Here is a 25726-nt window from a genome sequence, read left to right as displayed (position 1 = left end):
ATCAAGGAAGAAATGTCTATAAATCGTATTTTCACTTGTTTAACTTACCTAACTATTATTAATTTTTTTTGCAGAAAAAGGAGAAAAAAAGTATTTCTATAACAATTTAGGTTCCAGTAATTGGAAATTCGAAAACGTTTGATGGTGCCAAAGTACCGTCTAGGGGACATCTTGTAACAAATTCTTCAAGCACCAACACACCAACAACGACTTCACAAAACGACTCAACTACCTATAAACCTTCCTATACATTGGAAAATACGTCACCCTCCAGCAACACAACTTACAGTGTCAAATAAACAATCCCACGTCAAGTAATAACTTGTCCTTCTCTCCATTTAGTTCCAACAATGATGTACACATTCATTGGACAAGATTGGAAGGGCACAAAAGGACAAAAGCGGGGGCATTCTGATCGGGGAACACGATCCCTGCTGTGCCGTTTAAATCTTAGCTTCACGAAGTCAACTTAAACACCTAGATTACAAATATCTAACTATACCGAAGTTTTTAAATCTTATATACAAGCTATAAGAAAGTATTTTGAAATGCCGAAAATTCTAAGTGCTCATCATTCTACGATGGCTAAAACGATTACAGTAATTGTACTGGGGAGGAGAGTTTTTTTGTAAATGTGAGTTAACAATGATTGGTTTTTAAAGGAGAACCAAAGGAAATTATCTTTAAGAAAATCTAATACAAAGCATTTTTAGAGCTATAAAAAAGAAATAAGGTGGATATTTTTGAAAGAAAAAAGAAAAAAAATGATCTTTTCATACTTACTTTTATTCATTTGGCTTATTTGTAATCTTGGCAATTACTTATTAGGTGGACATCCAATAGTATTTATTTTTGTTAATATACTTTTTTTTATGGTGTTTCTTCTTATGGCTTCTTTAATAATCACCTATAAGCGGAAATTGATGAAGAAAGAAAAGATTGTTATAAGTTTGCTGGTTTCACCATTGATTTTATTTATTGTAATTCTGAGTGGAGGAAATTATTGGTCATCATACAAATTAAAACATACGGTTCCAACACAGAATATTGTTATAAAGTCGATGACAGATTCTAGTCATATCTTTCCTCTAGATCTAGAATTTATAAATACCGACAACCTTGTTTCCTTTGATAAAGAAAGCAAAACAATACAAATTGTTTTGAAGCTGAAATCCGAGAAGTTTCTACAGAATCTGGAATACAGATTTAGCAGAAATAATGAAAGTGAGGTTCCAAGTAACTACGTAAGAGAGATTCGAAGATACTATGAGTTCCCTAAAGTTTTATCAGACTATACAACTATCGGAGATAGGATAATACTACTAGGTTACTGGGGGGACAATTTAATCTATGAGGGCAAATATATACTCGATAGTAAATCAAAGTACTATGTTAGAGAAAATGATTCCATCAAACTATCTAGTATTAATGACGAATGGTATCTTAAAGGAAATCTAGCTACCGTGTTTCTTAGGAAGTCCACAAAAAGTGGAAATTATGAAATTCAATAATAAATTTATGAAGGAATGTTCTTGTTCATTAAAAAAGCAGAGCTATTTCGCGCAAAGTTGCTCTTTTCGGAGTCAAAAGAGCAAAATAAGGAATCCACGATCCGCAGTAGTCCCATATTACATGCTTTTCGCCAAAATAGAGGATCTACGATCCCTTTGCAGTAAAAGTGCTCAGATTAGTTGGCTTAGATAGAGGAAGCGGAGAATGCAGGAGAGTAGCTGCAGCCCTAAGCGGGCCTTCTCACGTTCCTCCGGCTAACCCAAAGTCCCGCAAGTCCCGTTAAAGCCATGGCCAGAAGTCCCTCCGGACTGGGCATGGCGAGATATTTAAAGGTCTCAGGAACAGCGATGAATTTCTGCAAAATAAGTGTATCGATGCAGGCATTTCCCATTGTATGCATCAGGACAGCAGGCCAAACACTTGTGGTAATGAGTCGTATTTCACCATACAGAACAGCCATTGCGATGACCCCGATCATTAGGCGAAGGAGGAACATCAAGGTCATATCATCGGTGAACAGAAATAAATAAGGGAAATGCCAAGCCCCCCAAATCACACCGACGAGGATGTGTACGAGAAAGCGATTATACCCCAGCGCAAACAATTTAGGTGCTAAAAAACCACGCCACGCCAACTCTTCGCATAAATTCTTGATGAAGCTCGGAACGAGTGCAGCCCCGAAAGCTGCTGCAAATAAAGTAGGAGATAGAGAAACATTCGTCCACCCCGCGCAAACGCCGATGCCAACCACAATAGCCGCCAGTAGAGGAAAAAACAGGATGCTTAGACCATAGAGCAGCAGATTTCCCTTGAGATGCAGCCTAAATCCACAGTCCTTCCATCCATCTCCCATCCAGGTGCGCATGATCATCATGGACAGAAGTGGTGATAAAATCCAGAGCAGCTGCCCGAGACTGCCTGTCGCATCTCTGCCTGTTTGGAGGTCTATGGCCCGCCCGATCCAACCGCAGGAGACTGCAATGAGCGAGAACATAACGATATTTCGCCAGGCTTGATTGTTCATTAATGCCACAGTTCACGCCCCCTTATGAAAAAGATATGAAAGTAAATAAAATCATAGTACAATGGCAAGAACACTAGTTCTCATGCAGAGGAGCGCATACCCATGTACAATGATTTCCCCAAAAAAGGTGAACAAGGCGTGAGATTTCTTTATTTCTCTGAAGATCCTACAGTTTCATGTGTCTCTGTAGCAGGGACTTTCAATTGCTGGAATCATGATAGAAATTATATGACGAAGACGGGGGAGAACGAGTGGGAGCTCGAATTGAGTCTTCCGAAAGGTCGGCATCTGTACAAAATTGTCGTGAACGACGAGCAGTGGATACTTGATCCGCGAAACAGCAATATTTCGGAGGATGAACAAAATAACTCGTCTATCACGGTGACGGAAGATGGCGAAGTGCTGATCAGAACTACGGATATATCAGAAGACAATCCGGGTTACCTCTATGAGAACCTTCGGGCTATCGAGAGTCCAGATTGGATCAAAAAAGCAGTCATCTACGAGCTGCACATAAGAGCTTTTACCGAGAATGGCTTTCGTGGTCTTACGGATAAATTAACGTATTTCAAGAAGCTCGGCATTAATGTGCTGTGGATCATGCCTTTTCAAGAAGTAGGAGTAGAACAGCGGATAGGGCGGTATGGCGACCCCTACGCAGTGAAAGATTATTATTCGTTGGATCGTAGCTATGGCACGATGGAAGAACTCAAGACGTTCATTCGTGAAGCGCATAAGCAGGAGATCAGAGTTATTATGGATTGGGTCATGAATAGAGGCAGTGTTGACCATGTATGGACGAAGGACCATCCAACCTATTTTACGCAAAATGAAAATAAGGAAGTGTACTACGAAGTCCCGAATCGCTCCTACTTTGCTGGGCTGAATTTTTCAAATAGAGAGATGAGAAAGGCTGTTATTCAGGCTATGTCCTATTGGATTTCTGAATGCGATTTTGACGGGTTCCGGTTGGATGATTCAGATATAACGCCGTTTGATTTTCTTTCCGAAATTAGAACGGAGCTGAACAAGGTCAAAGACGACCTCGTTATCATCTCTCAGTCCTATGATGAGTACCATCATTTGGAATCCTGTGATCTCACTTATGACGGCAATCCAAGACTATTGCTGAATGAGATGAAAGAGGGCCGACTGACGCAGAGGGGCTTTGCTCAAATTTATCAATCCTATACATACAGCTTCCCCCAAGGAGCTTTAAGGATGAGTTGGCTGGAGGAGAAGGAGCTGTCTCGGGTAGGCAGTTACTTGCGCCAGATGGCTATGCCGGCAGCGACAATATTACTGACGCTTAAGGGGATCCCCATGCTTATGATGGGGCAGGAATTCAATGAATCGACGTACCAAACGTGGATCTCATTGTTCGAAGAGTACAAACTGGATTGGGAACATTTTGATGAAAGCATGTATGAGCATTATCAATTTTTGATTGCGTTAAGAACGAATTGTGAAGCCTTCTGGCAAGGAGATCTACGGTTTATTCCTAATCCAGAAGAGAAGGTTTTATCGTATATGAGAAGCAGCCGAGATGAGCGATATTTGGTTCTGGTTAATTTATCGGAAGAGGACGTAGGGGTTGCTTATCTTGGTGAAAGCAGCAGCCGAATTGATCTGAGTCTGAATAAAGAAGTGATCTACCGAACAGGAAAAGCGCAGGCAGCTGCTCTGAATCATAAAGAAAGCCTGTTTATACAGGCCTTTGAAACGTTGATTTATAAGCTGGTCTAGCCATTCGGCGATTGACGAGCCAGTGAGCGAATAGCAAATTGGGAATCCAGCAAAGCCAAGCGATTACGATGAATGAATCATTCGTATCGGTTACACCGAAGAGAACAACTGCAAGAGGGATATAAATTCGCAGCGTAATTGCCGCGCAAGAAAGCGCGTAGTTGCGGATCATCCAATTGCCGTGTGCAACGGGGTTGCGAAGGACAATGATGCTGCGGAGGCTGTGGTAAAGGGTGTACAGCCACATCAGCGAAAGCATTCCGAAACCGATTCGGCCGATCCAGCCGCCGTCCGCATAGAAAGCGAGATAAAGGCCAGTAATCCCGGCAACGGTGATGAGCGCTGTGTACAGATAGCCGATGGAGCGGTGAAGAATAGGCATGCTTTGGCGCAAGCGCTTGATGAACTGGATCCACCCAATGCCAAGAGCGAGACCTGCGGAAACCGCATGTGCCCATAGAACGTTGTACCATAATTCCGGGAGAGGGCCTTTGTCGGTTACGAACATTTGCTTGCGAAGCCCATCTGGCAGCCCATAAAGAATTAATGCATACAAGCTGATAGCCACAGCAAAAAAAGCCAAAATGCCAAATGCCCATTTACGACCCGTATTTCTTTCTTTCATGATTCGTATCATCCCCATTCCTTGGAAAATGTTTCTAAACTGATCATAGCATCGGGGAGCCGCTGCTTAAACCGACCTTTGATGGGGGGCAGCTCCGTCTTAAGGCTGAGAAAGGGAGTGAGCGCAAAGAAGGCATCTTCCTAAGATAAGGTAGATGCCTTTTGTTTTGGAATACTCAAGGTTGTTCACTGGTCTTCATGATCTTCTAAGATGTTCTGCGACAGGTTTCTCTTCCCCGATTGGATGAAAAGACTTTAGAAATAAATCTACAAGATAAGAGTCAAACTGTTTCCCGCTATGGAGCAGGAGCTCTTGTTCGGCGGCTTCGAAGGAGAGGCCTTTGCGATAAGGCCGGTCCGAAACCATGCTGTCGAACGTATCGATAATGGCGCAAATTCGCGCGAAAATAGGAATTTCCTCGCCTTTTAAACCATTCGGATACCCTTCACCATTCCACCGCTCATGATGAAAATGAATAATCTCCATAATCTCCTTATCGGTATGCGCATGTTCCTGCATCATCTGTGTGCCGATAGAGGGGTGCAGTCGCATGAACTCCCACTCTTTTGCTGTAAGTGCTGAATTTTTATTAAGGATTTCATCGGGAATACCTACTTTGCCAATATCATGCAGGCATCCTCCCTGTACCAATTGAAGAGTCTGCTTCTTGTCCAAATGTAAATGAAGGGCCATTCGTCTGCACAATGCCCCGACCCTTAAACTATGCTGGTAAGTCTGGATATCCTTCTCCGCTAAAAGGCGCATTTTTCCATAAAACAACATGTTGTCTACAATCATTCACCTCATTTGGTCCTATGAGAACTTGGACAATAATGCGTTACAACTATACAATTAACTAAGCGTTAATCACTTGCAGGGCGCATTTCCAATAATGGGTATGGGAAAAGCTGTCGAAATAAGGCTTGAAGGGGTGCTTCCTTCTTTCGCTTTCGAAACATAAGCTTCGCACAATAATAGTTGTTCGAATGATACAAGGAGGAGAAAAAAGCACTCATGGCAACGCAGTCTAGCCTAGTTCAAGTCTCTATTCTGGCGGATAATCATCACATGTTTTCTGACGACCAAATCGTACAAATGTTTTTTGCAACCTGTCAGAGGTCCAAATACACCATCAGGAATTATCAAAGTGCAATTAACAAGTTCCGAAATTTCATAGGCGATAAGTCCCTAACTGAAGTTACCTGGAGAGAGGTTGAAGTATATAGAATTGGGTTGATCGAGGGGCTTTTCTCAGAGCAGGATAGACCTAAAGCGCCAGCTACTGTCGCCATTCACTTAGCGCCACTGCGCTCTCTTTACAAATGGGGGAGTGATCCGAACATCAAAATTTTCGCGATTAACCCGATGACCTGCATACAGACGCCAAAAATCCCAATTAACAGCAGAAATAACTACTTAACCAAAAGGGAAGTGGTCGCTCTGCTCGATCAATTGAAGCATCAAGGACCTAGGGACTATTTAATTGGAGCAACGCTCGTTATGCTTGGATTGCGTGTTTCTGAACTTATTTCAATTGAAAGAGGGAATTTCCATACCGACCCCGAGGAAACATCGATGTGGCTAACCATTACTGGAAAAGGGGGGAAAGAACGAGAGGTAAAGATTCCACAAATGCTTTGGAAGCTATTCACAGAGTATTTCCAATATCTTTCGGAAAAGTTCATACCTGCCCCTCAAAGGGTCTTTCCAATGTCAGTCAGGCTTGTCGAACAGATTATCAAGAAAGCTCGTGAACAAAGCAATATCGAGAAAAAGGTCACCCCTCATTGGCTTAGACACACGAATGCTACTCTAGCCCTACTTCGCGGCGCAACATTACAACAAGTGCAAGAGTCACTCGGACATACGCATATTAATACGACTCAACGCTATCTTCATACCGTGCAACAGATCACCAAAGCAGCCCCAGACTTCGTAGAGGACTATTTAAAAGATAGCCTGTAGTAAAAATTTCCTAGTAACCTTGTATTATGTAGCTCTATTTACTATAATACAGAAGATACATAAATTGTAGAATAAAAGAGTTTTAAGTAGGATTTAGCGGAAATTTGTCGAACAACTATTATTGTGCGAAGCTTATGATTTATGAACTCTATCAGGTAACGATGAGAACAGTATTTCCTAAACTATGTTATTTTAGCATTTTTCTCAATCAAATAACGGACTCCATGACCTCTAAATGTTAGGATTTAATTAATAATAAAAAGCAGCCCGATCACTCCTTCGAGTTCGGGCTGCTTTTCTTTGCGAACAGCATGGATGCTAAACCTCACCCAGCGATTTTACATACTCCTCGGGAGACTTGCCAATCATGGACTTGAAGGTCTTAATGAAGTGTGCTTGGTCATAGTAGCCCAAATCCTGCGATAGCTTGGACCAGTCGGGCATACCGCCTTTTTCCATCAGTTCAGCAGCCTCCTGCAGCCGATACCGTCCAATAACCCACTTAGGACTTACACCGACATAACGGTTGAAAAGACGCTGAAGCGTCCGCTTGTTGATGCCAAAGGTGTGAGCCATATCCTCGACCTGGAGAATCTCCTTGTTCGTAATCGCCGCCTGTACAATTCGACGAATTAGAGCCACTTGCTCGTCTGGTTCCGGGAGGCGATCCCGCAGAAATTGTTCCACCAAGGGGATCATATCCTCGCCATGCTCCATGGCAAACATCTTTTGGGTCATATCGGTTGTTTCAACGCCAAAAGCTTCCTGTATGGACAGGATCTCGCCAGTAAGCATGGAGACCGGTTGTTTCCAGAACGGGTAAAAGCCGCCAGGGTGGAATTTAACGCCAAACACGATGCCAGTATCTTGTAAAAGGCGAGCATAGGTTTTTTTGGGAACACCGTACACACCGGCATAAATGCCCTGCTGCTCTTGTTCGAATGAGATATTCACATTGGGATAAGATAGAATTACTTGTCGGAAGGGATCTTGTCCTCGCAGGTCCCACCGCACTACCCAATAATGCTCGATATATAAGGCCAAATCTGGGGAAGGCTGATATCGGTTGAGGGAAAATTTTTGCTTGCCGGCCTCCGCTTGTAGAATACCCTTATCGGTTCCATGTACATGAGTTGTCATAATCACGCCTCCAAACGGTGATGGATTTGTCGCGTTTTTACAATACATTCCAATCGCTCTACGCTACTATTGAGACTAGCAGTTCGATAAGATTTATGCAATGAAATTGCGATAAATGGAGGAGTAGAAATGGATCTTAAATATGAGTTTTATATCAATGCGAACCCAGAGGCTGTATGGAAGGTATTCATTGAGCCGGAAGCGACCAAAGCAATCTTTTTTGGCAGCGTATTAAACTCTACCTTCGAAATCGGAGCTCCTTATTCGTATGTGGGACCTGGCAATGATGGGGATGAAACCGTGCATGTTTATGGAACAGTATTGGCTTTTGAGACGAATAAAAGTATGAGCTACACGGAGCATCCAGGGCCGTCTTATCGGGAGAATCACGCAGATTTGGAAACAAGAGTGACGCTTACGTTGGATGTCGTTGGCAATTGCACGAAGCTTACGCTGGTGAATGATCAATGGCCGGCCAATCATCCTTCTTATGAAAGCACCCAGTCTAGTTGGCCGATGATTCTGAGCAATATTAAAAGTTACGTGGAAACGGGGAAGACTCTCGATTTCGGTTGGTAAGCGGTCCTATGTAACATGAGGGTTGTAGCAGTGCGCCTGTCGGCGCAAGCTGTTGCAGCCCTTTTTTGGCATATAGAGGGTGCTAAAAACTTTGTAGAATTTTGATCAATCCTGTCAAAGATTATGCTAGAATGATAGGTGTCAGTGGAAATTTTATACAGAGGGGTTTCTAGTCATGCGGAATAAAAGCAGTATTATGGTTATCGGTTGTTTGGGTTTTGTGGGGATCTTCCTGCTGATTGCGATTATTAGTGCAGCTATGTTATGGTCCCATCGCAATACAGCAATTGCCCTAGATGAGCAAATTAAAGCGCAACACGTATCGAATAAATCGAACTACGATAATATGTGGAAACGATTTAAGGAAATGGCGCAAGTCACAGATATGCAAGCCGATGATATCAAAAAGGTATATACCGATCTGATCGCAGGGCGTTACAACGATACAGGGGCTCTCTTCAAGATCGTGCAGGAACAGAATCCTACCATGAACAAAGATTTGTACGCCAAGCTTCAAAATGAAATTTCCGCAGGGCGTACCGAGTTCGATCGGAATCAGAAGAAAATCGCAGATCTGGTGCGGGAATATAATACGCATATTCGCAAGCATGTCCTGATGAACAGTATTTTTCATTTTCAAACGATGGATGCGGACAAGTTCATTATTACTTCAGAGCGGACGAGCGATGCTTATCAAACCGGCAAAGATAATGAAGTAAAGCTGAGGTAGCAGATGGCATACTGGGCAGCGTTCTTTCTTGTTCTGATCGTCGGTTTTGCGATTGAACTATTTTTGGGCAGAAGATGGTGGCGCCTGGTCTGGGTTACGGTTGTGGCAACTCTCATCTTTGGCGGTGTGATTGCAGCTGATTATTACTGGCGAACACTGGATCAGGAAGTCTGGTCGGGTTCGATTACAGGCTGGGAGCATAAAGAGGAATGGGATGAGTGGATTCCGGGTAAGGAAGATTGCGAGACGGACAGCCATGGCCGCAAGAGCTGCACCAAGGACCGCGGGCATTGGGAGCATCACGAGGCGAAGAACAAAATTCAGACCTCGGACAACGGTTGGATGACCGTCGACGAATCCTTGGATGGGAAGGTTGATTTCAATGATCGCTTTCCTAACTCGACAGCTGATCTGGCCAAATATTTCCCGCTAGGCATGCCGTCAGCGTCTACACATATCTACACTAATAAGGTGAAGGGATCGTATAGTCTTTTTAAACACACAGAACTTGATCCCAAAGACTATCCTGATCTACCCTCGTATCCAGGTTATGTGAGAGATCTAATTAAAGTGGATCGTATCGTCGGCGCTGTTCCCAATAAAGATAGAGCCTTGGATATCCTGGCTGCTTGGAATACGAAGCTGAATAAAGAGATACCTGATCCGGATCATCCGGGGAAGACGCGGTCCTGGAAGCAAGTGAATCTGATTTTTGTTAATGTGGGGACGGACAAGCCTAGAGAATATGGCTATGCCCTTCAGGACCGCTGGCAAAACGGCAACAAGAATGACCTTATTGTGAGCTTCAGTCCTGCGCTGGATGGAACGATGAAATGGGTTTATGCATTTTCATGGAGTGAAGTCGATATTCTGAAGCTCGAGGTTCAGGACTATCTGAGCGAGATGGGTTTCGGGAAGGATTTTGCGCCGATCGTTGATCATGTTGCGCAGATGGTAGCGGATAAGTTTGAGAGAAAACAGTTCGCAGAATTCAGCTATTTGCAAATTGAACCGAGCAATACCTCGACAATCATTATCTGGGTGCTTGAGCTAATGCTGCTTGCTTTTTATGGGTATAAGGCAATTAGATCCTACATGCGGGGACGGGGACGATCTTCGTATGATCGGAGCTTCGAGTATTAGATTCATAGGGGTGTGGTTATTTCCTTAGGGAATGGCCGCAGCCTTTTTCATTTTGCTGGGATGAAGTTGGAATTGGAATAACTTATATTGGGAAATCTATATAGGCTATGGAGGATGGAGAGGAGGGTGAAGCAACTGGACATAGGGTCTTTGCAAGGTGAGGAAAAGATTCGCAAAGCCGGCGAGTTTTTTAAACAGATCGCTGATCTTAACAAAGAGTATTTCACCTATTGGTATCATCATACCTTTCTGCATTGGGATTTTATACTTTCTTGGGTACTAGCTATTGGTCCTTGGATCTTTTGGGTCAAATATAGAAAGAAAGACAGCACAGGCCGATTATTGTTTGTCGGTTTCTTTGCAATTATTTTCTCATCCTGGTTGGATTTTCTGGGCAGTGAAATAGGGCTTTGGTATTACACAGGGGTAGCGATACCCACAATTCCGAGTTATGTGCCATGGGATTTCTCGCTATTTCCGGTTGCGGTCATGGTGTTTTTGCAAATGAAGCCGGGCTGGTCGCCCTACCTCAAAGCGGCTATCTATTCCACCTTATGTTCCTTCGTGGCTGAGCCTATTTTCCGATGGTTAGGCTACTATGTGCTCGTTCATTGGGCCTATTGGTGGTCGTTCCCCATATATTTTTTGATGTATATCCTCTGCGACAAGATTAGCAAGATGACGACGTTTAGCAAGTTGGATCCATGACCAAAGAGCACCTGCCCGCTTATTTGTGGCAGGTGCTCTTTGGTGTAGATCGTGTGCGGATATAGGGTGCTATCGAGCCCAATCGAGTTCTAAAACGACAGGGCAGTGATCGCTGCCCAAGATGTCGCAGTCGATGGCCGAATCTACGATTTGAGGGCGCAGCCGTTCGGAGGCGAGAAAATAATCGATGCGCCATCCGACATTCCGTGCCCGGACCCCTGGCATGTTGGACCACCAGGAATAGACATCTGTCCGGTCCGGATAGAGAGAGCGGAACGTATCGATGAAACCAGCGGCCAAGAGTTCCGTCATTTTGCCGCGTTCTTCAAGGGTGAAGCCAGAATTGTTGTGATTCCCTTTGGCGTTCTTCAAATCGATTTCGTTGTGCGCTACATTCAGATCTCCGCAGACAACAACAGGCTTCAGAGCATCCAATTGCAGAAGATAGCTGCGGAAACGATCTTCCCACTCCATCCTATAGTCCAGGCGTGAAAGGTCGCGTTTCGCATTCGGCGTATATACCGTGACTAGGTAAAATTGCTCGAACTCCAGTGTCAGGATTCGCCCTTCCGGCTCTTCATCCACTTCCATCCCATAGCGCACGGAAATCGGCTGCACCTTCGTGAACACAGCTGTTCCAGAGTAGCCTTTCTTAACGGCATAGTTCCAGTACTGCGCATACGCCTCGCCGATCTCGAGGTTAATCTGTCCCTCTTGCAGCTTGGTTTCTTGCAGACAAATAATATCAGCATCCTTCTGCTGAACGTAATCAACAAACCCTTTATTCACACATGCTCTTATCCCATTCACATTCCAAGATACTAATTTCATACTCGTAGATTCCCCTTGCTGCTGACGATAGATTCTTATGCTAGTGTAGCATAGAAGGCATGTGTTGCTCCATGTTGGGCTTCTCCGCATGTAGGTTGACCACCGCTATGCGGCGGTGCTGCAACGCCTACCCAAGATTTGCGCAAGAGGTCGCTATAGGCAGCAATTCTCTAGTACCCTCCACTAGGCCATTGGATAAATCCAGTGGAATGCTGATCTAGGCGCACCAGAGGGGGCTTTCAGTGGACAAATCCAATGGAATGCTGATGTAGGCGCACCAGAGGAGGCTTTCATTGGATAAATCCACTGGAATGCTGATTTAGGCGCTCCGGAGGGGGCATTCATTGGATAAATCCACTGGAATGCTGATTTAGGTGCTCCAGAGGGGGCATTCATTGGATAAATCCAGTGGAATGCTGATCTAGGCGCTCTAGAGGAGGCTTTCATTGGATAAACTCCAATGGAATGCTGATGTAGGCGCACCAGAGGAGGCTTTCATTGGAGTAAATCCAATGGAATGCTGATTTAGGCGCACCAGAGGAGGCTTTCAGTGGACAAATCCACTGGAACGCTGATTTAGGCGCTCTAGAGGAGGCTTTCAGTGGACAAATCCACTGGAATGCTGATTTAGGCGCTCTAGAGGAGGCTTTCATTGGATAAATCCAATGGAATGCTGATTTAGGCGCGCCAGAGGGGGCATTCATTGGATAAATCCAATGAATGCTGATTTAGGCGCACCAGAGGAGGCTTTCATTGGATAAATCCAATGGAATGCTGATTTAGGCGCACCAGAGGAGGCTTTCATTGGATAAATCCAATGGAATGCTGATTTAGACGCTCTACAGGAGGCTTTCATTGGATAAATCCAATGGAATGCTGATGTAGGCGCACCAGAGGAGGCTTTCATTGGATAAATCCAATGGAATGCTGATGTAGGCGCACTAGAGGAGGCTTTCATTGGATAAATCCAATGGAATGCTGATTTAGGTGCACCAGAGGAGGCTTTCATTGGATAAATCCAATGGAATGCTGATTTAGGCGCTCTAGAGGAGGCTTTCATTGGATAAATCCACTGGAATGCTGATTTAGGCGCACCAGAGGAGGTTTTCATTGGATAAATCCAATGGAATGCTGATTTAGGCGCACTAGAGGGGGCTTTCATTGGATAAATCCAATGGAATGCTGATGTAGGCGCTCCGAGGAGGAGCTGCATTCCAGCATCGTTAGTTACGGACTATAGATGTTCGAAGGAACCCGCCTTCAATTCATAGTGCCGAACGTCCGCTCCTCTGACGATGGGAGAAAGGCAACCTCGCTCTACCAAGGTGTGCAACAACTTCCGTGCTGTCCGGAAATCGACGCCAAGGTTGTTGGTGACATCTTTGGGACGAATCCACCTTCCAAGCTGCCATGCTAGACGAAGCACTTCTCTTTCCATGATACTGGTGGCAGTCAATGGGGTTTTTCTTGCGATGCCTGGGCCAATGGCGATTTGCAGCAGCATTCGGCAAACCTCCGAACGATTTTGGATATCATCGAAAGAAAAATGGAGCATTTTCCAACCTAATGCGGTTAGAAACGTGTCACGGTTAAGCGCATAACTAAACCTCTCTCGGTCCATGTCTTTGACATGGCTCTGGTAACCATCGCATTCAATTCCAAAGCGGCCAAAAGGTGTTATATAAGCAAAATCGATGAATTGTGATTTGCGATTCCAATCATAAACCTCATATTCGGGATGAAGATGATCTAAATGCCCAAACAAGGGATACCACACTTGCTTGAGAAAACTGGTTTCTGCGTAAGAATGCCCTCTAATCAGACGCCCCTTTCGATCTCCTTGTCTAAGCTCGATATGACGCGCAAGAAATGTTTGATGTGCAGTTTCGAAGTCCATTCGTTTAAACCTCCTTAAATAAAATAAAAAGAACGCCCTCTCGCCAAAAGGCAAAAGGACGTTCTTCGTCTATAGTCATTATAACAAACCGCCCATATATAAGAAAATAGCCTACTCTTTCATCAGCATTATTGATTTAATTTTTCACCGTTCAGCAGGTATACTATAGTTATCCGACTAAGTTCATTGGTTTAATAAATGAGGAGGCTATCGCATGACCAAAATATATAACAATCTCACAGAGTTAATCGGCAATACACCGCTGCTTGAGCTCTGGAACTATAGCAATAAGCTTAACCTAGAGGCCAGAATCTTGGCGAAGCTGGAATACTTTAATCCGGCGGGCAGCGTCAAGGACCGAATCGGCTTCGCGATGATCAAGGAGGCAGAAGCCTCAGGGAAGTTGAACAAAGATACGGTGATTATTGAGCCAACCAGCGGGAACACCGGAATTGGACTTGCTTTTGCGGCGGCGGCGCTGAAGTATCGGTTGATTATTATTTTGCCGGATTCCTTTAGCGTGGAGCGGAGGAAGTTATTGAAAGCGCTGGGCGCTGAGCTTGTTCTGACACCAGCCGCCGAAGGCATGCTTGGGGCGATTAAGAAAGCGGAAGAGTTGGCGGCACAAATGCCGAATTCCTTCATTCCGCAGCAATTCAGCAATCCGGCTAACCCTGAGATTCACAAAAGAACGACAGCCGAGGAAATCTGGCGTGATACCGAAGGCGACGTTGATATTTTCGTTGCTGGCGTTGGTTCGGGTGGAACGATTACAGGTGTAGGAGAGCTGCTCAAACAGAGGAACACAGCCGCCAAGATTGTTGCGGTAGAGCCAGCGGATTCTCCGGTTCTTTCAGGCGGCAAACGCGGTGTGCATCAGATTCAGGGAATCGGAGCCGGATTTATTCCGGACAATTTCCACCGAGAGGTGGTCGATGAAATCGTCACGGTTAACAATGAGGATGCCGTACAGACATCGCGTGAATTAGCCAAATCCGAAGGACTGCTTGTGGGCATCTCTTCCGGTGCTGCTGCATTCGCAGCTACGGAAATTGCGAAGCGGCCTGAGAATAAAGGGAAGACGATTGTCGTACTTTTGCCGGATACGGGGGAACGGTATTTGTCTACGTCACTTTTTGACGAATAACAGAACCTATCGCTGTTCGCAAAAAAGGCCAGAGACCCGCAAGGGCTCTGGTCTTCTTTTTGGTCTTTCTTAGTGCGAAGCCACGAACTTCTCTGTCTCTGCTTCCAAAACGAACTTCTCTCTGCTCATCGCAAAAGCCGCAACAAGAGCGAGTACAGCCGGGATAATCGCCCATGCAAAAGTAAGCGCAATGGAGGACGACAGTCCCGCGGAGATTTGCTCCAGAGCCTGCCCCGGAATTTGGGTGCGGGTTGCTGGATCCAATAGTGCATGCGGGTCCTTGAAATCCAACCCTGCGGGCATCGCAGATTGCCCATTACTGGAGAAGGCATCTGTCAAATGCCGGGTCAGTGAATGGCTTTGGATAATCCCGAAAATGGTGATCCCAATCGTCATACCGAGCGAACGAAGGAAATTGAGGGTAGAGCTCGCCGCCCCCCGTTGACTAGGGTCAACCGAATGAATAACCGCGTTGCTTAGCACCGAGAAGGAAGCGCCTATCCCCAAACCAATCAAGATCATATACAGGGTGATCAGCAGTCGGGATGATTCCGGCGTAATCGTCGTAAGCAGAGCTATTCCGATTAGTAAAAGCACGAGTGTCGACATCAGAATGGCACGATACGTAAATTTACTGATCAGCATTCCACCTGCTGTAGCCGTAACAACTGTCCCCAGCATCATCGGCAGCAGCACGAGGCCGGAATTCGTTGCGCTTCCGCCGAGGACGCCCTGAATGAAGATTGGAATATAAACAGAAGCCGTAATGAAAGCTGCACCGCTTAACATGGCGATGGCATTGCTTGCTGAGTAGAGGCGATCTCTGAACATTTTAAAAGAAATAATAGGTTCCTGAGCCTTCGTTTCTGCATAGAGAAAACTGATCGCAAGCACGGCGAATCCAGCGAATAAACCAAGGATAGGGGCAGAGTTCCAAGCATACTGCTTACCACCTAATTCCAAAGCAAACATGAGACACACAATTGCGCCTACCAGTGTCAACGCACCTGTCCAGTCGATTCTTTGTTTGGCATGCTGAAGGGACTCTTTATAATTGAAAGCAACCAAGGCGAAAGCGATAAGACCTAGCGGTAGATTGATGTAGAAAATCCACTCCCACTTGATATAATCCGTCATGTAGGCGCCAAGCAAGGGGCCGAAGATACTGGACATACCGAATACAGCTCCGAACAAGCCCATCAGTTTGCCGCGATTCTCGGGTTTAACAGCATCGAACATAATGGTGAAGGTGATGGGCACTAAAGCCCCGCCGCCTATCCCTTGAATGGCCCGGTACAAGCTCAGTTGGACGATGGAGGTCGCTGTCCCGCATAAAGCAGAGCCGATCATGAACACAATAATGCCGAAAATGAAGAATCGCTTGCGTCCATACATATCCGACAGTTTGCCGAAGATCGGCATGCCAGCCATTTCAGCAACCATGTAAGCGGATGTGACCCATACAAATTTATCGAGCCCTCCCAGGTCAGCGATAATCGAGCCCATTGCTGTTGCAACAATCGTATTATCCATCGAGGCCATCAGGATAGCTAGCAGGAGTCCGGCTAGAACGAATCCGGTTTGGTTTTTTGATTTCATCTTTCATCCATTCCCTTCTTTATTTCAATGTTTGGTATAACTTGATTATAAAGAAGCAACCCTGACAATAGTCTGTCAGGGTTTGAAAGCCGTACAAAGAAATATTTCTGACATGCTATACTAAAGGAAACCAAAAACAAGGAGGAATGTCACATGAACAAGAGATCCTCTTCTACAGATGAAGCAGCGGTTAAAGCGCTTTATCATAAGCTAATAGCAACATGGAATGAGAGGAACGCCGCCGACATGGCAGCCAATTTTGCTGAAGATGGCGAGATTATTGGATTTGATGGGAGTCAGGTGCGAGGACGGGCATTGATTTTTGAACATTTGGCACCTATATTTGCGAGTCACCCAACGCCTCCCTATTATGGGAAGGTCAAAGAGGTGCATATGTTAACGGAAGGTGTCGCGGTCCTGCGCGCGGTTGCGGGTATGGTGCCGGAGGAACAAACTGATATTGCGCCTGGGCTAAATACCCACCAAACCCTGATTGCGGTTAAAAAAGAGAGCTCATGGGAGATTCTTCTTCATCAGAATACACCAGCTCAATTCCACGGAAGACCAGAACTGGTTGAAGCGCTGACGAATGAACTGCGCGAGCTGCTGTAACGAAAAAATGCCCCCTTTCCGGCAAGCTCCGCCGTTGGTTGGCATGAAGCGGGCTGAATGACCGTCAAGGTTAAGCATTCGGACAAAATCCGGGATTCTGACTGCATAACCGCTGCGAGTAGCGAGGGTCCAACTTCGTCAATTCGGCAAAATAATTGCCGATGGCATGGTTCGCAGCAACAGAGCCTGCTTGGAAGGTAAGTTCGACCGCCTTTTTCACATGAAGGTAGTGATAAATCTTGTCGGTTCGTAAGGATTTATAGATGACGGGTGGAAGATCAGGAACGATATCGTTGGTATTGTAAATGCGATAATGAGGACCTGTTCGGCGGTTAAATAGTCCCGCGAATGACGGATTTCCGACGCGTGGGGATGCAAAGGTGTAGACGGATGGCGACTTGAATTTGGTGTTAGTGGCTAAATCGGCAGCACAGAGAGCGGCAAGGGCTCCACCGAGACTGTGTCCTGTGATGTAAAGGGTTTTGTCGGCAGAGAGCTTGCGCAGCGCGGCAAGGATTTGCTTGCGAGCGGACGCATAGATATCAGTAAATCCTTTATGGGAAAGCCCGCCCTCTTTGGCATAGGGGTACACGATTTGTCTGGCAATACTGTCAGAGATCCAGTCGGATGTGGAATGCGTGCCGCGGAAGACGATGACGATTTGCCCGTCCGATTCGGCAATGAAACCGAACAGTTCTTTTTCACTCAGAATGGAGTTCGCTGTAAAAGAAGAGACCAACCGATAGCGTTGTGGCAAAGCAATGCCTTCTGGTCCATATTCAAGTAGTTGATAGCCTTGGCTGCACATAGCTGCAAGGAATATTGCCGTTCGTGTGTCTAACGAGTTACTGAGCATAGGTCGATACCTCCACACACAAGATGCTGTTCATCTATATATATGAAAGTAGGGGATACCTGTCCTCCGACAGAAGCCTATTTATTAGAGCACCATGATAGAGAGGTTCGCTGCGGGCTAACTAAAATATTCCACTTTTTACGACCCTTTCAGGTATAATAGTCGATGGGAGGTGGGGACACGTGTTAAAACGCTTCTTTTCATATTATAAGCCCTACAAACACTTATTCATTTTAGATTTCACCTGTGCGGTTGTGGCTGGACTTCTCGAACTGGGATTCCCGCTTGCTGTTAATCAAGTCGTAGACAAGTTGCTTCCGGCTGGCAATTGGTCCTGGATTCTATGGGCTTGTGCGGGGCTGCTTGCTGTTTATGGGATAAACACCGTTCTGAATTTCGTTGTGACCTATTGGGGACATAAGCTGGGCATTAATATTGAGACGGATATGCGCAAAAAGATGTTCGATCATCTGCAGAAGCTGTCATTCCGGTTTTATGACAATAACAAAACAGGCCAATTGATGTCTCGTATGTCCAACGACTTGCTCGAAATTGGTGAAGTCGCGCATCATGGACCGGAAGATCTGTTTATCGCGGTGATGACGCTGATCGGTGCTTTGCTGCTGATGCTGCAAATAAATGTGAAGCTGGCGCTGCTGACGTTCGTTATCGTGCCATTCTTGCTGTGGATTGCGGTCTATTTCAATCAGAAAATGACCAAAACGTTCCGCCGTATGATGGGCGATCTTGCTGATATCAATGCAAGAGTCGAGGATAATATTGGCGGGATTCGTGTGGTTCAGGCGTTCGCGAATGAATCTTACGAAAGGAAGCTGTTTGAAGTGAACAACGGACGCTTCCGGTTGACCAAACTGCTCTCTTATAAAATTATGGCTTGGAATATTTCGTTAAGCTACATCTTAATGCGTTTGGTTACGGTGTTCGTCCTCATCTGCGGAACTTGGTTTGTCATTGATAAGCAAATTAGCTATGGCGAGTTTATTGCCTTTGTTCTCCTAACGAATGTATTCCTGGGTCCGATTCAGAAAATTAATAATGTCATTGAGAGCTATCCCAAAGGAATCGCTGGTTTCAGAAGGTACGTTGAAGTTATCGATACGGAGCCGGAAGTTTCCGACCAGCCGAATGCGGTGAAAGTAGACCACCTGAATGGTCAAATTACGTTTGATTCGGTCTCCTTTGGCTACGGCGAAGAAGCCAGGGTATTGAATGATATCAACTTATCCATTCGAGCGGGAGAAACGGTTGCTTTCGTCGGCCCGTCCGGTGCAGGGAAGACAACGATTTGCAGCTTGCTGCCGCGCTTCTACGATGTAAGCGAGGGCAGCATTGCCATCGATGGCCGCGATATTCGCGGTATCGAACTGGAATCGCTGCGCCGCCAAATCGGCATCGTGCAGCAGGATGTGTTCCTGTTCTCCGGCACCCTGCGGGAGAACATCGCGTACGGCAAGCTGGGCGCGACGGACGGGGAGATCTGGGATGCTGCGCGGCGCGCGCAGCTTGTAGGCTATATCCAGTCGCAGCCTAAGGGACTGGATACGATCGTCGGCGAGCGCGGCGTCAAGCTGTCCGGCGGTCAGAAGCAGCGCCTTGCGATCGCGCGGATGTTCTTGAAGAATCCGCCGATACTCATCCTCGATGAGGCGACATCAGCGCTCGACACAGAGACAGAGGCAGCGATTCAGCAGTCGCTCGCCGAGCTGTCGCAGGGGCGCACGACATTAGTCATCGCGCACCGACTGGCGACGATCAAGAATGCCGACCGCATCGTCGTCGTGACGGAGCACGGCATTACCGAGCAAGGCGGGCACGAGGAACTCATCGCCGTAGGCGGGGTTTACAGCCGCTTGCACCAAGCGCAGTTTAGCACTTAAATCAAAAGGCTGTCTCCCCAGGTTGCACATCTGGGGAGACAGCCTTTTTTCTTCGATGGACGATAGAAACTGTGCATCATTATGATAGAAAAATGAACATTGATGGGGGATCTGTTGATTTATTATAATTGCTCTACAACGTGAAAGTGAGGTTTTCACATGTATTGTCCTCTTGTCAGTAACAAACAATAACAACCATTACCGGCATGTTGAGGAAGAGTGTTTAGATGACTAAATGATTCGAAAGAGGTGAGCAGCATGGAGTTGACAGCAACCAAGCAACAGAATATAGGCAAAATCGGATCCATTCAATACTTGCCGGTGAATTTATTCGCCGCTGTTATGGGGATTTCAGGTTTTTCCTCATCATGGAGACTTTCCCACGAACTTTTTCACACGTCGGCTGTATTAGCTGACCTGACAGCAGCCATAGCCATTATCGTATTCATTCTACTATCCATAGGGTTCTTGGTGAAAGGGATTCGTTATCCTCAGAAGGTAGCAGCAGAGTTCACACATCCGATTGTGGGGAATTTTTTCGGTACCATACCCATTGCGATTTTACTGTTGTCATCTATTTTGAATCCATATCAGAAAGTTCTTAGTGAATATGTTTGGATAATAGGCATGATTCTCGCATTAGCGTTAAGTTACATTGTCATATCCCGCTTGCTTAAAGGTAAATTGGATCTATCCCATGCGGTTCCTGCTTGGTTAATTCCCTGCGTAGGCGTATTAGATATTGCGGTAACAGGAGGAACAATGCCTTTTGCTTGGGCGCATGAAGTCAATTTAATGAGTCTTGCCATTGGTGGCTTTGCCGCACTCCTATTTCTGCCGCTAATTATTAATCGTTTAATCCATCATGAGGCGCTAGGCATTGGCCTGATGCCTTCGATGATTATTTTGATCGCACCTTTTGAAGTAGGCTTCTTGGGCTATAGCAATTTCTTGCAGCGGATTGATAACTTTGCAGCTGTATTGTTTTATTTCGGTCTTTTTCTCTTTATCGTGCTTGCTTTTAAAGTATTTAAGAAAAGCGTTACCTTTGGAGCATCGTGGTGGGCTGTTAGCTTCCCTATGGCTGCACTTAGTAATGCCGCGTTAAAATATGCGATACATGTGAATACGTGGCCATTAAAAATTATTGCAGCGTTGATCCTTTTGATTTTAACGATTGTCATCATCGTTTTACTTGTTCGGACGCTCATTCATTTGTTCAACGGAAAGCTTTTACAAGGGTGAAAACACATCGGTTGTAGCGGTATAATGAAGAAACCGGAGGTGAATGAGGATGGAACTAAGGCAGCTAGAATATTTCATGACGACCTGTGAAGAACTCCATTTTACTCGAGCCGCAGATAAGCTTGGTATTACACAGCCTACGTTAAGTCATCAAATAAAGGCACTGGAGAACGAACTTGGTGTTCGCTTGTTTGATCGAATCGGTAAAAAGACGATGATTACAGAAGCAGGTATGATTTTGTACCAACAATCCCATAAAGCTATAAAATCTTTGACGAGTGCACGCGAGCAAATTCAAGAACTGCAAAAAGTTGAACGCGGCACCTTATCTATTGGCGCCTTGCCGGGAGAATTGAATGAACTCGCTTCATCACTGTTAATCGATTATCATCGCAATTTTCCAAATATACGCATAAAGTTGATTACGAATGAAGATATTGTTGAGCGTGTTCTGCAAAATGAACTGGACTTTGCTTTTTCCATTTTACCTGTAGAAGATGATAAGCTGACGGTTAAGCCTCTCTATAGAGAGGCCTTCTTTTTCGTGACTACCGCCAACCATCCTTTGGCCAGCTATGCTCAAATTCAATTAGAGGAATTAGTTACAACGCCGATTGTGATGTTTCCTGAAACGCACCGATGCCGGCAACTGATTGACTCTACCTGTCGAAATGCAGGTCTAGAAATAAAGCCATTTATTGAAACAACAACGATCGATTCTTTGTTTAATCTAGTCAGGTCCGGGATAGGGGCCACTATTCTTTCTAAAACACTAATCGAGATGTATCAATATGAGGATTTACTCATCATTCCAATCGTAAACCCAACGCTCATCCGAGAAGTAGGAATTGTTTATCATAAAGATAAATATTTGGGACAGGCAGCAAGTGGTTTTATCGATTTGGTTATTTCTTATATTAAGTCCATTAAGAAAGAAGAACCTTCAGCATATTGCGATCAAGCCTCTGACGTCACATTTACAATAAAGAGCTAAGTCGAATATCGAGTCTTGCGGCTACTCCGGCAGGATTATCTACAGTCCGCTGTCCGTTCGCATTAAAGGCGATAATAACGATGTCATTACGGCCCCGGCGGAGGAACTGACGGATATTGAAGCTGCGTCCGGTATTATAGAAAGCTGGCGTATTCTGAGGTGCGTCATACACGAGCGGAACACCATTGATGATGACAGTGGCGTAGTTGTCGACAGAAAGGAACAGGGAAGCGGCGAGAATGTTTCTGCGCTGTGAAATCGAGAAGCGTGTTGAGACGATGGCGGTTTCATTGCTCAGGTTGCCAGAGTACCATACATAGTTGGCCCCGGGAACATCCACCCATGCAGGGTTGCGAGCTATGATCTGGGCGTTGAACCAGGAAGTATCAGTTCCAATAGAAACGGTGCGTTGAGCAACAAGACGGCCTGCTCCTAATTGGCTGTGTTTCTTGACTCGCGCGTGATACAGCAGCAAGGCTTTTGCTTTGGGCATACCTGCACTTTTTGGGAGTCGAAAGATTGTGGTTTGTTTTCCTGCAATACGTGGCTTTCTAATCATGTACCCATCTCCTATCAAACTATGAATTTACTTGCATGGTATTCTATGTTTGATAGAAAGATTTGCGAAGGTTACTAGCTGATAGATTCATAAAAATAGCTGCCTAAATTTCAAAGCCGGCCGATAATGATGTGTGTCTGGTCGCGGCGATTAGCGTTGGGCAGGAACTTAATGACCAGAAGTAAATTTAAGGCCGAGAACACCGACCAAAATAAGGATCATGAACAAAATTCGGGTGAGGCTGATCGGTTCATCGAGAAACAGTGTGCCAATGATAATGGCGCCGACAGCGCCAATTCCGGTCCAAGCCGCATAGGCGGTGCCGATCGGAAGGGTTTTGGTTGCAGCAGCCAGAAAGTAGAAGCTAACGACCATCCCAGCCAAGGTAATAGCAGAAGGGACCAAACGTGTAAAACCGTTGGAAAACTTCAGCGAGATGGCCCAAACCACCTCAAAAACACCTGCAATAACGAGATATAACCAAGCCATGCTACACCACTCCTTTAGATAAAATAATCAGACAGAGAAAAGCCCGGAAGCTATCGCATCGCGATAAGACTCCCGGGCTTTTCTCCCTCCGTGACCACAGCGTATTCGCTGCGTGTTTTCTCTTGGACCAGACCGGCGGGTGAACGCCGCGGAACCCTAGAAAACGACATGCCGTTATTATAGAATGGCTTACATGTGATGTCAAGTTGCAGTTCTGGGAGCCGCTAATCTTCCTCAGAATTACCGAACTCAACGGTAGGTTTGCTTTTCAAAATATGTTTGTAAACCTCGATCGCGGCTGCTCTGGACTGCTTCAGATCAACGATGGCATGGGCTTGAGGCTGATGAATCTGCTTGTCGCTTAGTCCGGTCATCTGCGGCAGCCATCTGCGCAGGTATTGGCCGCTCGGATCATAGGTGATCGATTGCGTCACGGGATTCATAATGCGGAAATAGGGCGACGCATCGAAGCCCAAAGAGGCGCACCATAACCACCCGCCGCGGTTAAGGGTATTGTCGTAATCACTGAGTTTGTAGCGGAAATACTGCTCGCCCAGCGTAAATGGACACAGCAAGTTCTTCGTGAGGAACATGGCTGTAATCATTCGCAGCCGATTGGGCATGCGGCCGGTATCATTGAGCTCTGTCATCGCTGCATCAATGATGGGCACGCCGGTTTCAGCTTTGCGCCAAGCCTCGAAATGCCGATCACTCAGGTTGGTGAAGTCAAACGTCTTCTCATAGCTGAAAAAGTTCTCATCGTAGATAGATTGATACAAATAGAAATCCCGCCACACCAGTTGGCGCACCCACGCGGCCGAATGTTCCTGCTCCATGACTGCCTCGTACACCTTGCGGATCGAGATGGCGCCTGCATTAATCGCGGCACTAAGTGAGCTTGTGCCATCATAAGCGTAATAGTCGCGGCGTGCCGCATAGAAGGGGAGATGGTCCGTCAGGAAATCTTCCAGTGATTCTATAGGATTTTCAGCAGGGAAATAATCTTCGAGAGAGAAAGGGGGAACCCAGCTTTGGAAGAGCTCCAATAAGCGTTGGCTGCCCTCCAACTGGGCGAGATCCACCGTCGACAAATCACCCAGATGAAGCGGCGAAGAAGGACGATAGAAAGTTTGCAAGTAGGTGTTTAGCTTTTTATAAAAGGGGGTATAAACTTTGTAAGGACCGCTTTTGCCAGAGGAAATCTGGAAATCGGCTAAATCCGCCAAGGTGTGATCAACGAATTCCGTGAACGGTACACCTCGTGCTCGAGCGGCTTCACGAAGCTTCCGATCGCGTGTTTTGGAATAAGGCGTGAAATCCCTATGTACGATAACCTCATCTATCGGTGCGTTGTGCAGCACTTGTTCAAGAACAACTTCCGGCTCTCCGTACACCACATAGATCGTTTTACCATATTGCTTATAAAGGTTCATCAACCGTCTCACATACCGCAGAAATTGCTTGCCGCTATGGGCTTCATGTCTAGAATGGCGCAGTAAAAACGGATCGAGAATAAGCATATGCAGACTAGGTCCGCCACTGCTCAACAAGTAGTTGAATGCAGCCAGATCATCTACCCGCAAATCCTTCCGATGTAGGAATAATTTCATTATAGACTAGGCCTCCCGACAGAATAAAAGCCTGGAAAGCGGCTCTTTCGAGCTGAGGCTTGTCCAGGCTTTATTCATAGTATTGCAGGAAAATTACTTGGATTCAGCAGTCAGCTGATTGTAGATATCATCCCACAGAACGCGTCTGGCGGATACATACCGTTTCGCATAATAGGATTCGCTTAGTTTGTTTTTCACAATACCTTCATTGGATGCGGAATGAATGAATTCACCGTTTCCAAGGTAGATACCTACGTGAGAAACACCTTTGCCACCTGTGTTGAAGAACACAAGATCACCTTTGCGAAGATCACTTTTGTCAACCCAATAGCCTTCTGTATTTTGAGAAGATGAACTATGAGGAAGGTCAATGCCGAACTGGTCGAAAACGTATGCGGTGAATCCAGAGCAATCAAAGCCCTTTGTTGTCGTTCCCGCATCTCTGTACGGAACACCGAGCAATCCGTCAACCGTTTCATCCAACTTAGATTGTGACGCTGATACACTTCCTAAAGCTACACTCAAAAACAAAACAAGACTAAAAACAAGAGCAACAATCTTTTTCAACTGCTTGTCTCCTTCCGGTGCCTACGAGGTTAGCTGGAGGGTTCGGTTGAAGGTTCCCTATGATCCCTGTCTTGCAAGATCAATTCACCCGGGTAGTGGTTCCCCCGTTTCCCCATGAAATGGAGAATTCGGCATGAAATATTTGGTTTTTTTGATGCTAGTCCTTGTAATTCGTCATAAAGATCTAAATTCCTCTTTTTATGAACGCTTTCTTTTGAAAAAGTGTGGAAAACACAGCTAAACAGACAAA

The 25726-nt window shown here is 45.6% G+C and carries 25 protein-coding genes and 2 riboswitches; of the genes, 12 read left to right on the top strand and 13 right to left on the bottom strand.

What is annotated here, in order from left to right; translation table 11 throughout:
* The first annotated feature begins 923 nt into the window (after positions 1-923).
* A complete protein-coding gene (locus tag LOZ80_RS29545) occupies positions 924-1511 on the top strand; it encodes a lysozyme family protein (protein WP_238167954.1) in 588 nt (195 codons plus the stop codon).
* Between the two features lie 227 nt (positions 1512-1738).
* Here the strand turns inward: LOZ80_RS29545 and LOZ80_RS29540 are convergent, their stop codons facing one another.
* Positions 1739-2536, bottom strand: a complete 798-nt coding sequence (locus LOZ80_RS29540; RefSeq protein ID WP_238173153.1) for a CPBP family intramembrane glutamic endopeptidase — start codon at positions 2534-2536, stop codon at positions 1739-1741.
* Positions 2537-2638: 102 nt separating this feature from the next.
* Here LOZ80_RS29540 and LOZ80_RS29535 point away from each other — a divergent pair, with 102 nt between their 5' ends.
* The gene (locus LOZ80_RS29535) at positions 2639-4282 is read left to right on the top strand and encodes an alpha-amylase family glycosyl hydrolase (protein WP_238167953.1); all 1644 of its coding nucleotides are present in this window, start codon (positions 2639-2641) and stop codon (positions 4280-4282) included.
* On the opposite strand, the gene LOZ80_RS29530 is transcribed toward LOZ80_RS29535, so the two are convergent.
* Positions 4242-4907 (bottom strand): DUF2306 domain-containing protein, encoded by a 666-nt coding sequence (locus LOZ80_RS29530; protein ID WP_238167952.1) that lies wholly within the window; start codon positions 4905-4907, stop codon positions 4242-4244. The genes LOZ80_RS29535 and LOZ80_RS29530 overlap by 41 nt on opposite strands.
* 195 nt (positions 4908-5102) lie before the next feature.
* Positions 5103-5672: an HD-GYP domain-containing protein gene (locus LOZ80_RS29525; protein ID WP_283214803.1), complete on the bottom strand. Its 570-nt coding sequence runs from the start codon at positions 5670-5672 to the stop codon at positions 5103-5105.
* Between the two features lie 249 nt (positions 5673-5921).
* On the opposite strand from LOZ80_RS29525, the gene LOZ80_RS29520 reads away from it, so the two are divergent.
* Positions 5922-6872, top strand: a complete 951-nt coding sequence (locus tag LOZ80_RS29520) for a tyrosine-type recombinase/integrase (RefSeq protein WP_238167950.1) — start codon at positions 5922-5924, stop codon at positions 6870-6872.
* Between the two features lie 318 nt (positions 6873-7190).
* On the opposite strand, the gene LOZ80_RS29515 is transcribed toward LOZ80_RS29520, so the two are convergent.
* Entirely contained in the window at positions 7191-8012 is an 822-nt protein-coding gene (locus tag LOZ80_RS29515; RefSeq protein WP_238167949.1) for a helix-turn-helix domain-containing protein, read from the bottom strand.
* 129 nt (positions 8013-8141) lie between these two features.
* On the opposite strand from LOZ80_RS29515, the gene LOZ80_RS29510 reads away from it, so the two are divergent.
* The 4 genes from LOZ80_RS29510 (at position 8142) to LOZ80_RS29495 (ending at position 11172) form a co-directional block, all read left to right on the top strand.
* A complete protein-coding gene (locus tag LOZ80_RS29510; protein WP_238167948.1) occupies positions 8142-8591 on the top strand; it encodes an SRPBCC domain-containing protein in 450 nt (149 codons plus the stop codon).
* 175 nt (positions 8592-8766) lie between these two features.
* On the top strand, positions 8767-9321 hold the full coding sequence (locus LOZ80_RS29505; protein ID WP_189016133.1) for a hypothetical protein: 555 nt from the start codon (positions 8767-8769) through the stop codon (positions 9319-9321).
* 3 nt (positions 9322-9324) lie between these two features.
* A complete protein-coding gene (locus LOZ80_RS29500) occupies positions 9325-10464 on the top strand; it encodes a hypothetical protein (RefSeq protein WP_238167947.1) in 1140 nt (379 codons plus the stop codon).
* A gap of 126 nt (positions 10465-10590) precedes the next feature.
* A complete protein-coding gene (locus LOZ80_RS29495; RefSeq protein ID WP_238167946.1) occupies positions 10591-11172 on the top strand; it encodes a CBO0543 family protein in 582 nt (193 codons plus the stop codon).
* Positions 11173-11241: 69 nt separating this feature from the next.
* On the opposite strand, the gene LOZ80_RS29490 is transcribed toward LOZ80_RS29495, so the two are convergent.
* The 3 genes from LOZ80_RS29490 to LOZ80_RS29480 form a co-directional block, all read right to left on the bottom strand.
* Complete coding sequence (locus LOZ80_RS29490; protein ID WP_238167945.1) at positions 11242-12003, bottom strand: exodeoxyribonuclease III; 762 nt, start codon at positions 12001-12003, stop codon at positions 11242-11244.
* 700 nt (positions 12004-12703) lie between these two features.
* Complete coding sequence (locus LOZ80_RS29485) at positions 12704-13165, bottom strand: hypothetical protein (RefSeq protein ID WP_238167944.1); 462 nt, start codon at positions 13163-13165, stop codon at positions 12704-12706.
* 72 nt (positions 13166-13237) lie between these two features.
* Positions 13238-13900, bottom strand: coding sequence for a hypothetical protein (locus tag LOZ80_RS29480; protein ID WP_238167943.1), 663 nt, complete (start codon positions 13898-13900; stop codon positions 13238-13240).
* Positions 13901-14114: 214 nt separating this feature from the next.
* On the opposite strand from LOZ80_RS29480, the gene cysK reads away from it, so the two are divergent.
* Entirely contained in the window at positions 14115-15047 is a 933-nt protein-coding gene (gene cysK / locus LOZ80_RS29475; protein WP_238167942.1) for a cysteine synthase A, read from the top strand.
* Positions 15048-15116: 69 nt separating this feature from the next.
* Here cysK and LOZ80_RS29470 read toward each other — a convergent pair whose 3' ends face one another.
* A complete protein-coding gene (locus LOZ80_RS29470) occupies positions 15117-16646 on the bottom strand; it encodes an MDR family MFS transporter (protein WP_238167941.1) in 1530 nt (509 codons plus the stop codon).
* A 153-nt stretch (positions 16647-16799) separates the two neighbouring features.
* Between LOZ80_RS29470 and LOZ80_RS29465 the strand changes: the two genes are divergently transcribed.
* Positions 16800-17258 (top strand): SgcJ/EcaC family oxidoreductase, encoded by a 459-nt coding sequence (locus LOZ80_RS29465; RefSeq protein ID WP_238167940.1) that lies wholly within the window; start codon positions 16800-16802, stop codon positions 17256-17258.
* Between the two features lie 70 nt (positions 17259-17328).
* On the opposite strand, the gene LOZ80_RS29460 is transcribed toward LOZ80_RS29465, so the two are convergent.
* On the bottom strand, positions 17329-18114 hold the full coding sequence (locus tag LOZ80_RS29460) for a lipase family protein (protein ID WP_238167939.1): 786 nt from the start codon (positions 18112-18114) through the stop codon (positions 17329-17331).
* Positions 18115-18296: 182 nt separating this feature from the next.
* Between LOZ80_RS29460 and LOZ80_RS29455 the strand changes: the two genes are divergently transcribed.
* The 3 genes from LOZ80_RS29455 to LOZ80_RS29445 all read left to right on the top strand — a co-directional run bounded on the left by LOZ80_RS29455 (position 18297) and on the right by LOZ80_RS29445 (position 22251).
* Positions 18297-20012, top strand: a complete 1716-nt coding sequence (locus LOZ80_RS29455; RefSeq protein ID WP_238167938.1) for an ABC transporter ATP-binding protein — start codon at positions 18297-18299, stop codon at positions 20010-20012.
* Between the two features lie 258 nt (positions 20013-20270).
* Positions 20271-21257, top strand: coding sequence for an SLAC1 anion channel family protein (locus LOZ80_RS29450; RefSeq protein ID WP_238167937.1), 987 nt, complete (start codon positions 20271-20273; stop codon positions 21255-21257).
* A gap of 49 nt (positions 21258-21306) precedes the next feature.
* The gene (locus tag LOZ80_RS29445) at positions 21307-22251 is read left to right on the top strand and encodes a LysR family transcriptional regulator (protein WP_238167936.1); all 945 of its coding nucleotides are present in this window, start codon (positions 21307-21309) and stop codon (positions 22249-22251) included.
* On the opposite strand, the gene LOZ80_RS29440 is transcribed toward LOZ80_RS29445, so the two are convergent.
* The 4 genes from LOZ80_RS29440 to LOZ80_RS29425 all read right to left on the bottom strand — a co-directional run bounded on the left by LOZ80_RS29440 (position 22235) and on the right by LOZ80_RS29425 (position 25476).
* Positions 22235-22810 carry a hypothetical protein gene (locus LOZ80_RS29440; RefSeq protein ID WP_238167935.1) on the bottom strand — a complete coding sequence of 192 codons (576 nt, stop codon included), beginning with the start codon at positions 22808-22810 and terminating at the stop codon, positions 22235-22237. The genes LOZ80_RS29445 and LOZ80_RS29440 overlap by 17 nt on opposite strands.
* A 168-nt stretch (positions 22811-22978) precedes the next feature.
* A complete protein-coding gene (sugE, locus tag LOZ80_RS29435; protein ID WP_238167934.1) occupies positions 22979-23299 on the bottom strand; it encodes a quaternary ammonium compound efflux SMR transporter SugE in 321 nt (106 codons plus the stop codon).
* A gap of 67 nt (positions 23300-23366) precedes the next feature.
* A riboswitch (guanidine-I (ykkC/yxkD leader) is annotated at positions 23367-23470 on the bottom strand.
* Between the two features lie 53 nt (positions 23471-23523).
* Complete coding sequence (locus LOZ80_RS29430; RefSeq protein ID WP_238167933.1) at positions 23524-24909, bottom strand: cryptochrome/photolyase family protein; 1386 nt, start codon at positions 24907-24909, stop codon at positions 23524-23526.
* Positions 24910-25002: 93 nt separating this feature from the next.
* On the bottom strand, positions 25003-25476 hold the full coding sequence (locus LOZ80_RS29425; protein WP_238167932.1) for a C40 family peptidase: 474 nt from the start codon (positions 25474-25476) through the stop codon (positions 25003-25005).
* A 3-nt stretch (positions 25477-25479) separates the two neighbouring features.
* Positions 25480-25620, bottom strand: a riboswitch (cyclic di-AMP (ydaO/yuaA leader).
* Positions 25621-25726 lie beyond the last annotated feature (106 nt).

Source organism: Paenibacillus sp. HWE-109 (assembly GCF_022163125.1).
GTDB lineage: Bacteria > Bacillota > Bacilli > Paenibacillales > NBRC-103111 > Paenibacillus_E.
This window is presented reverse-complemented; position numbering and strand designations above follow the sequence as displayed.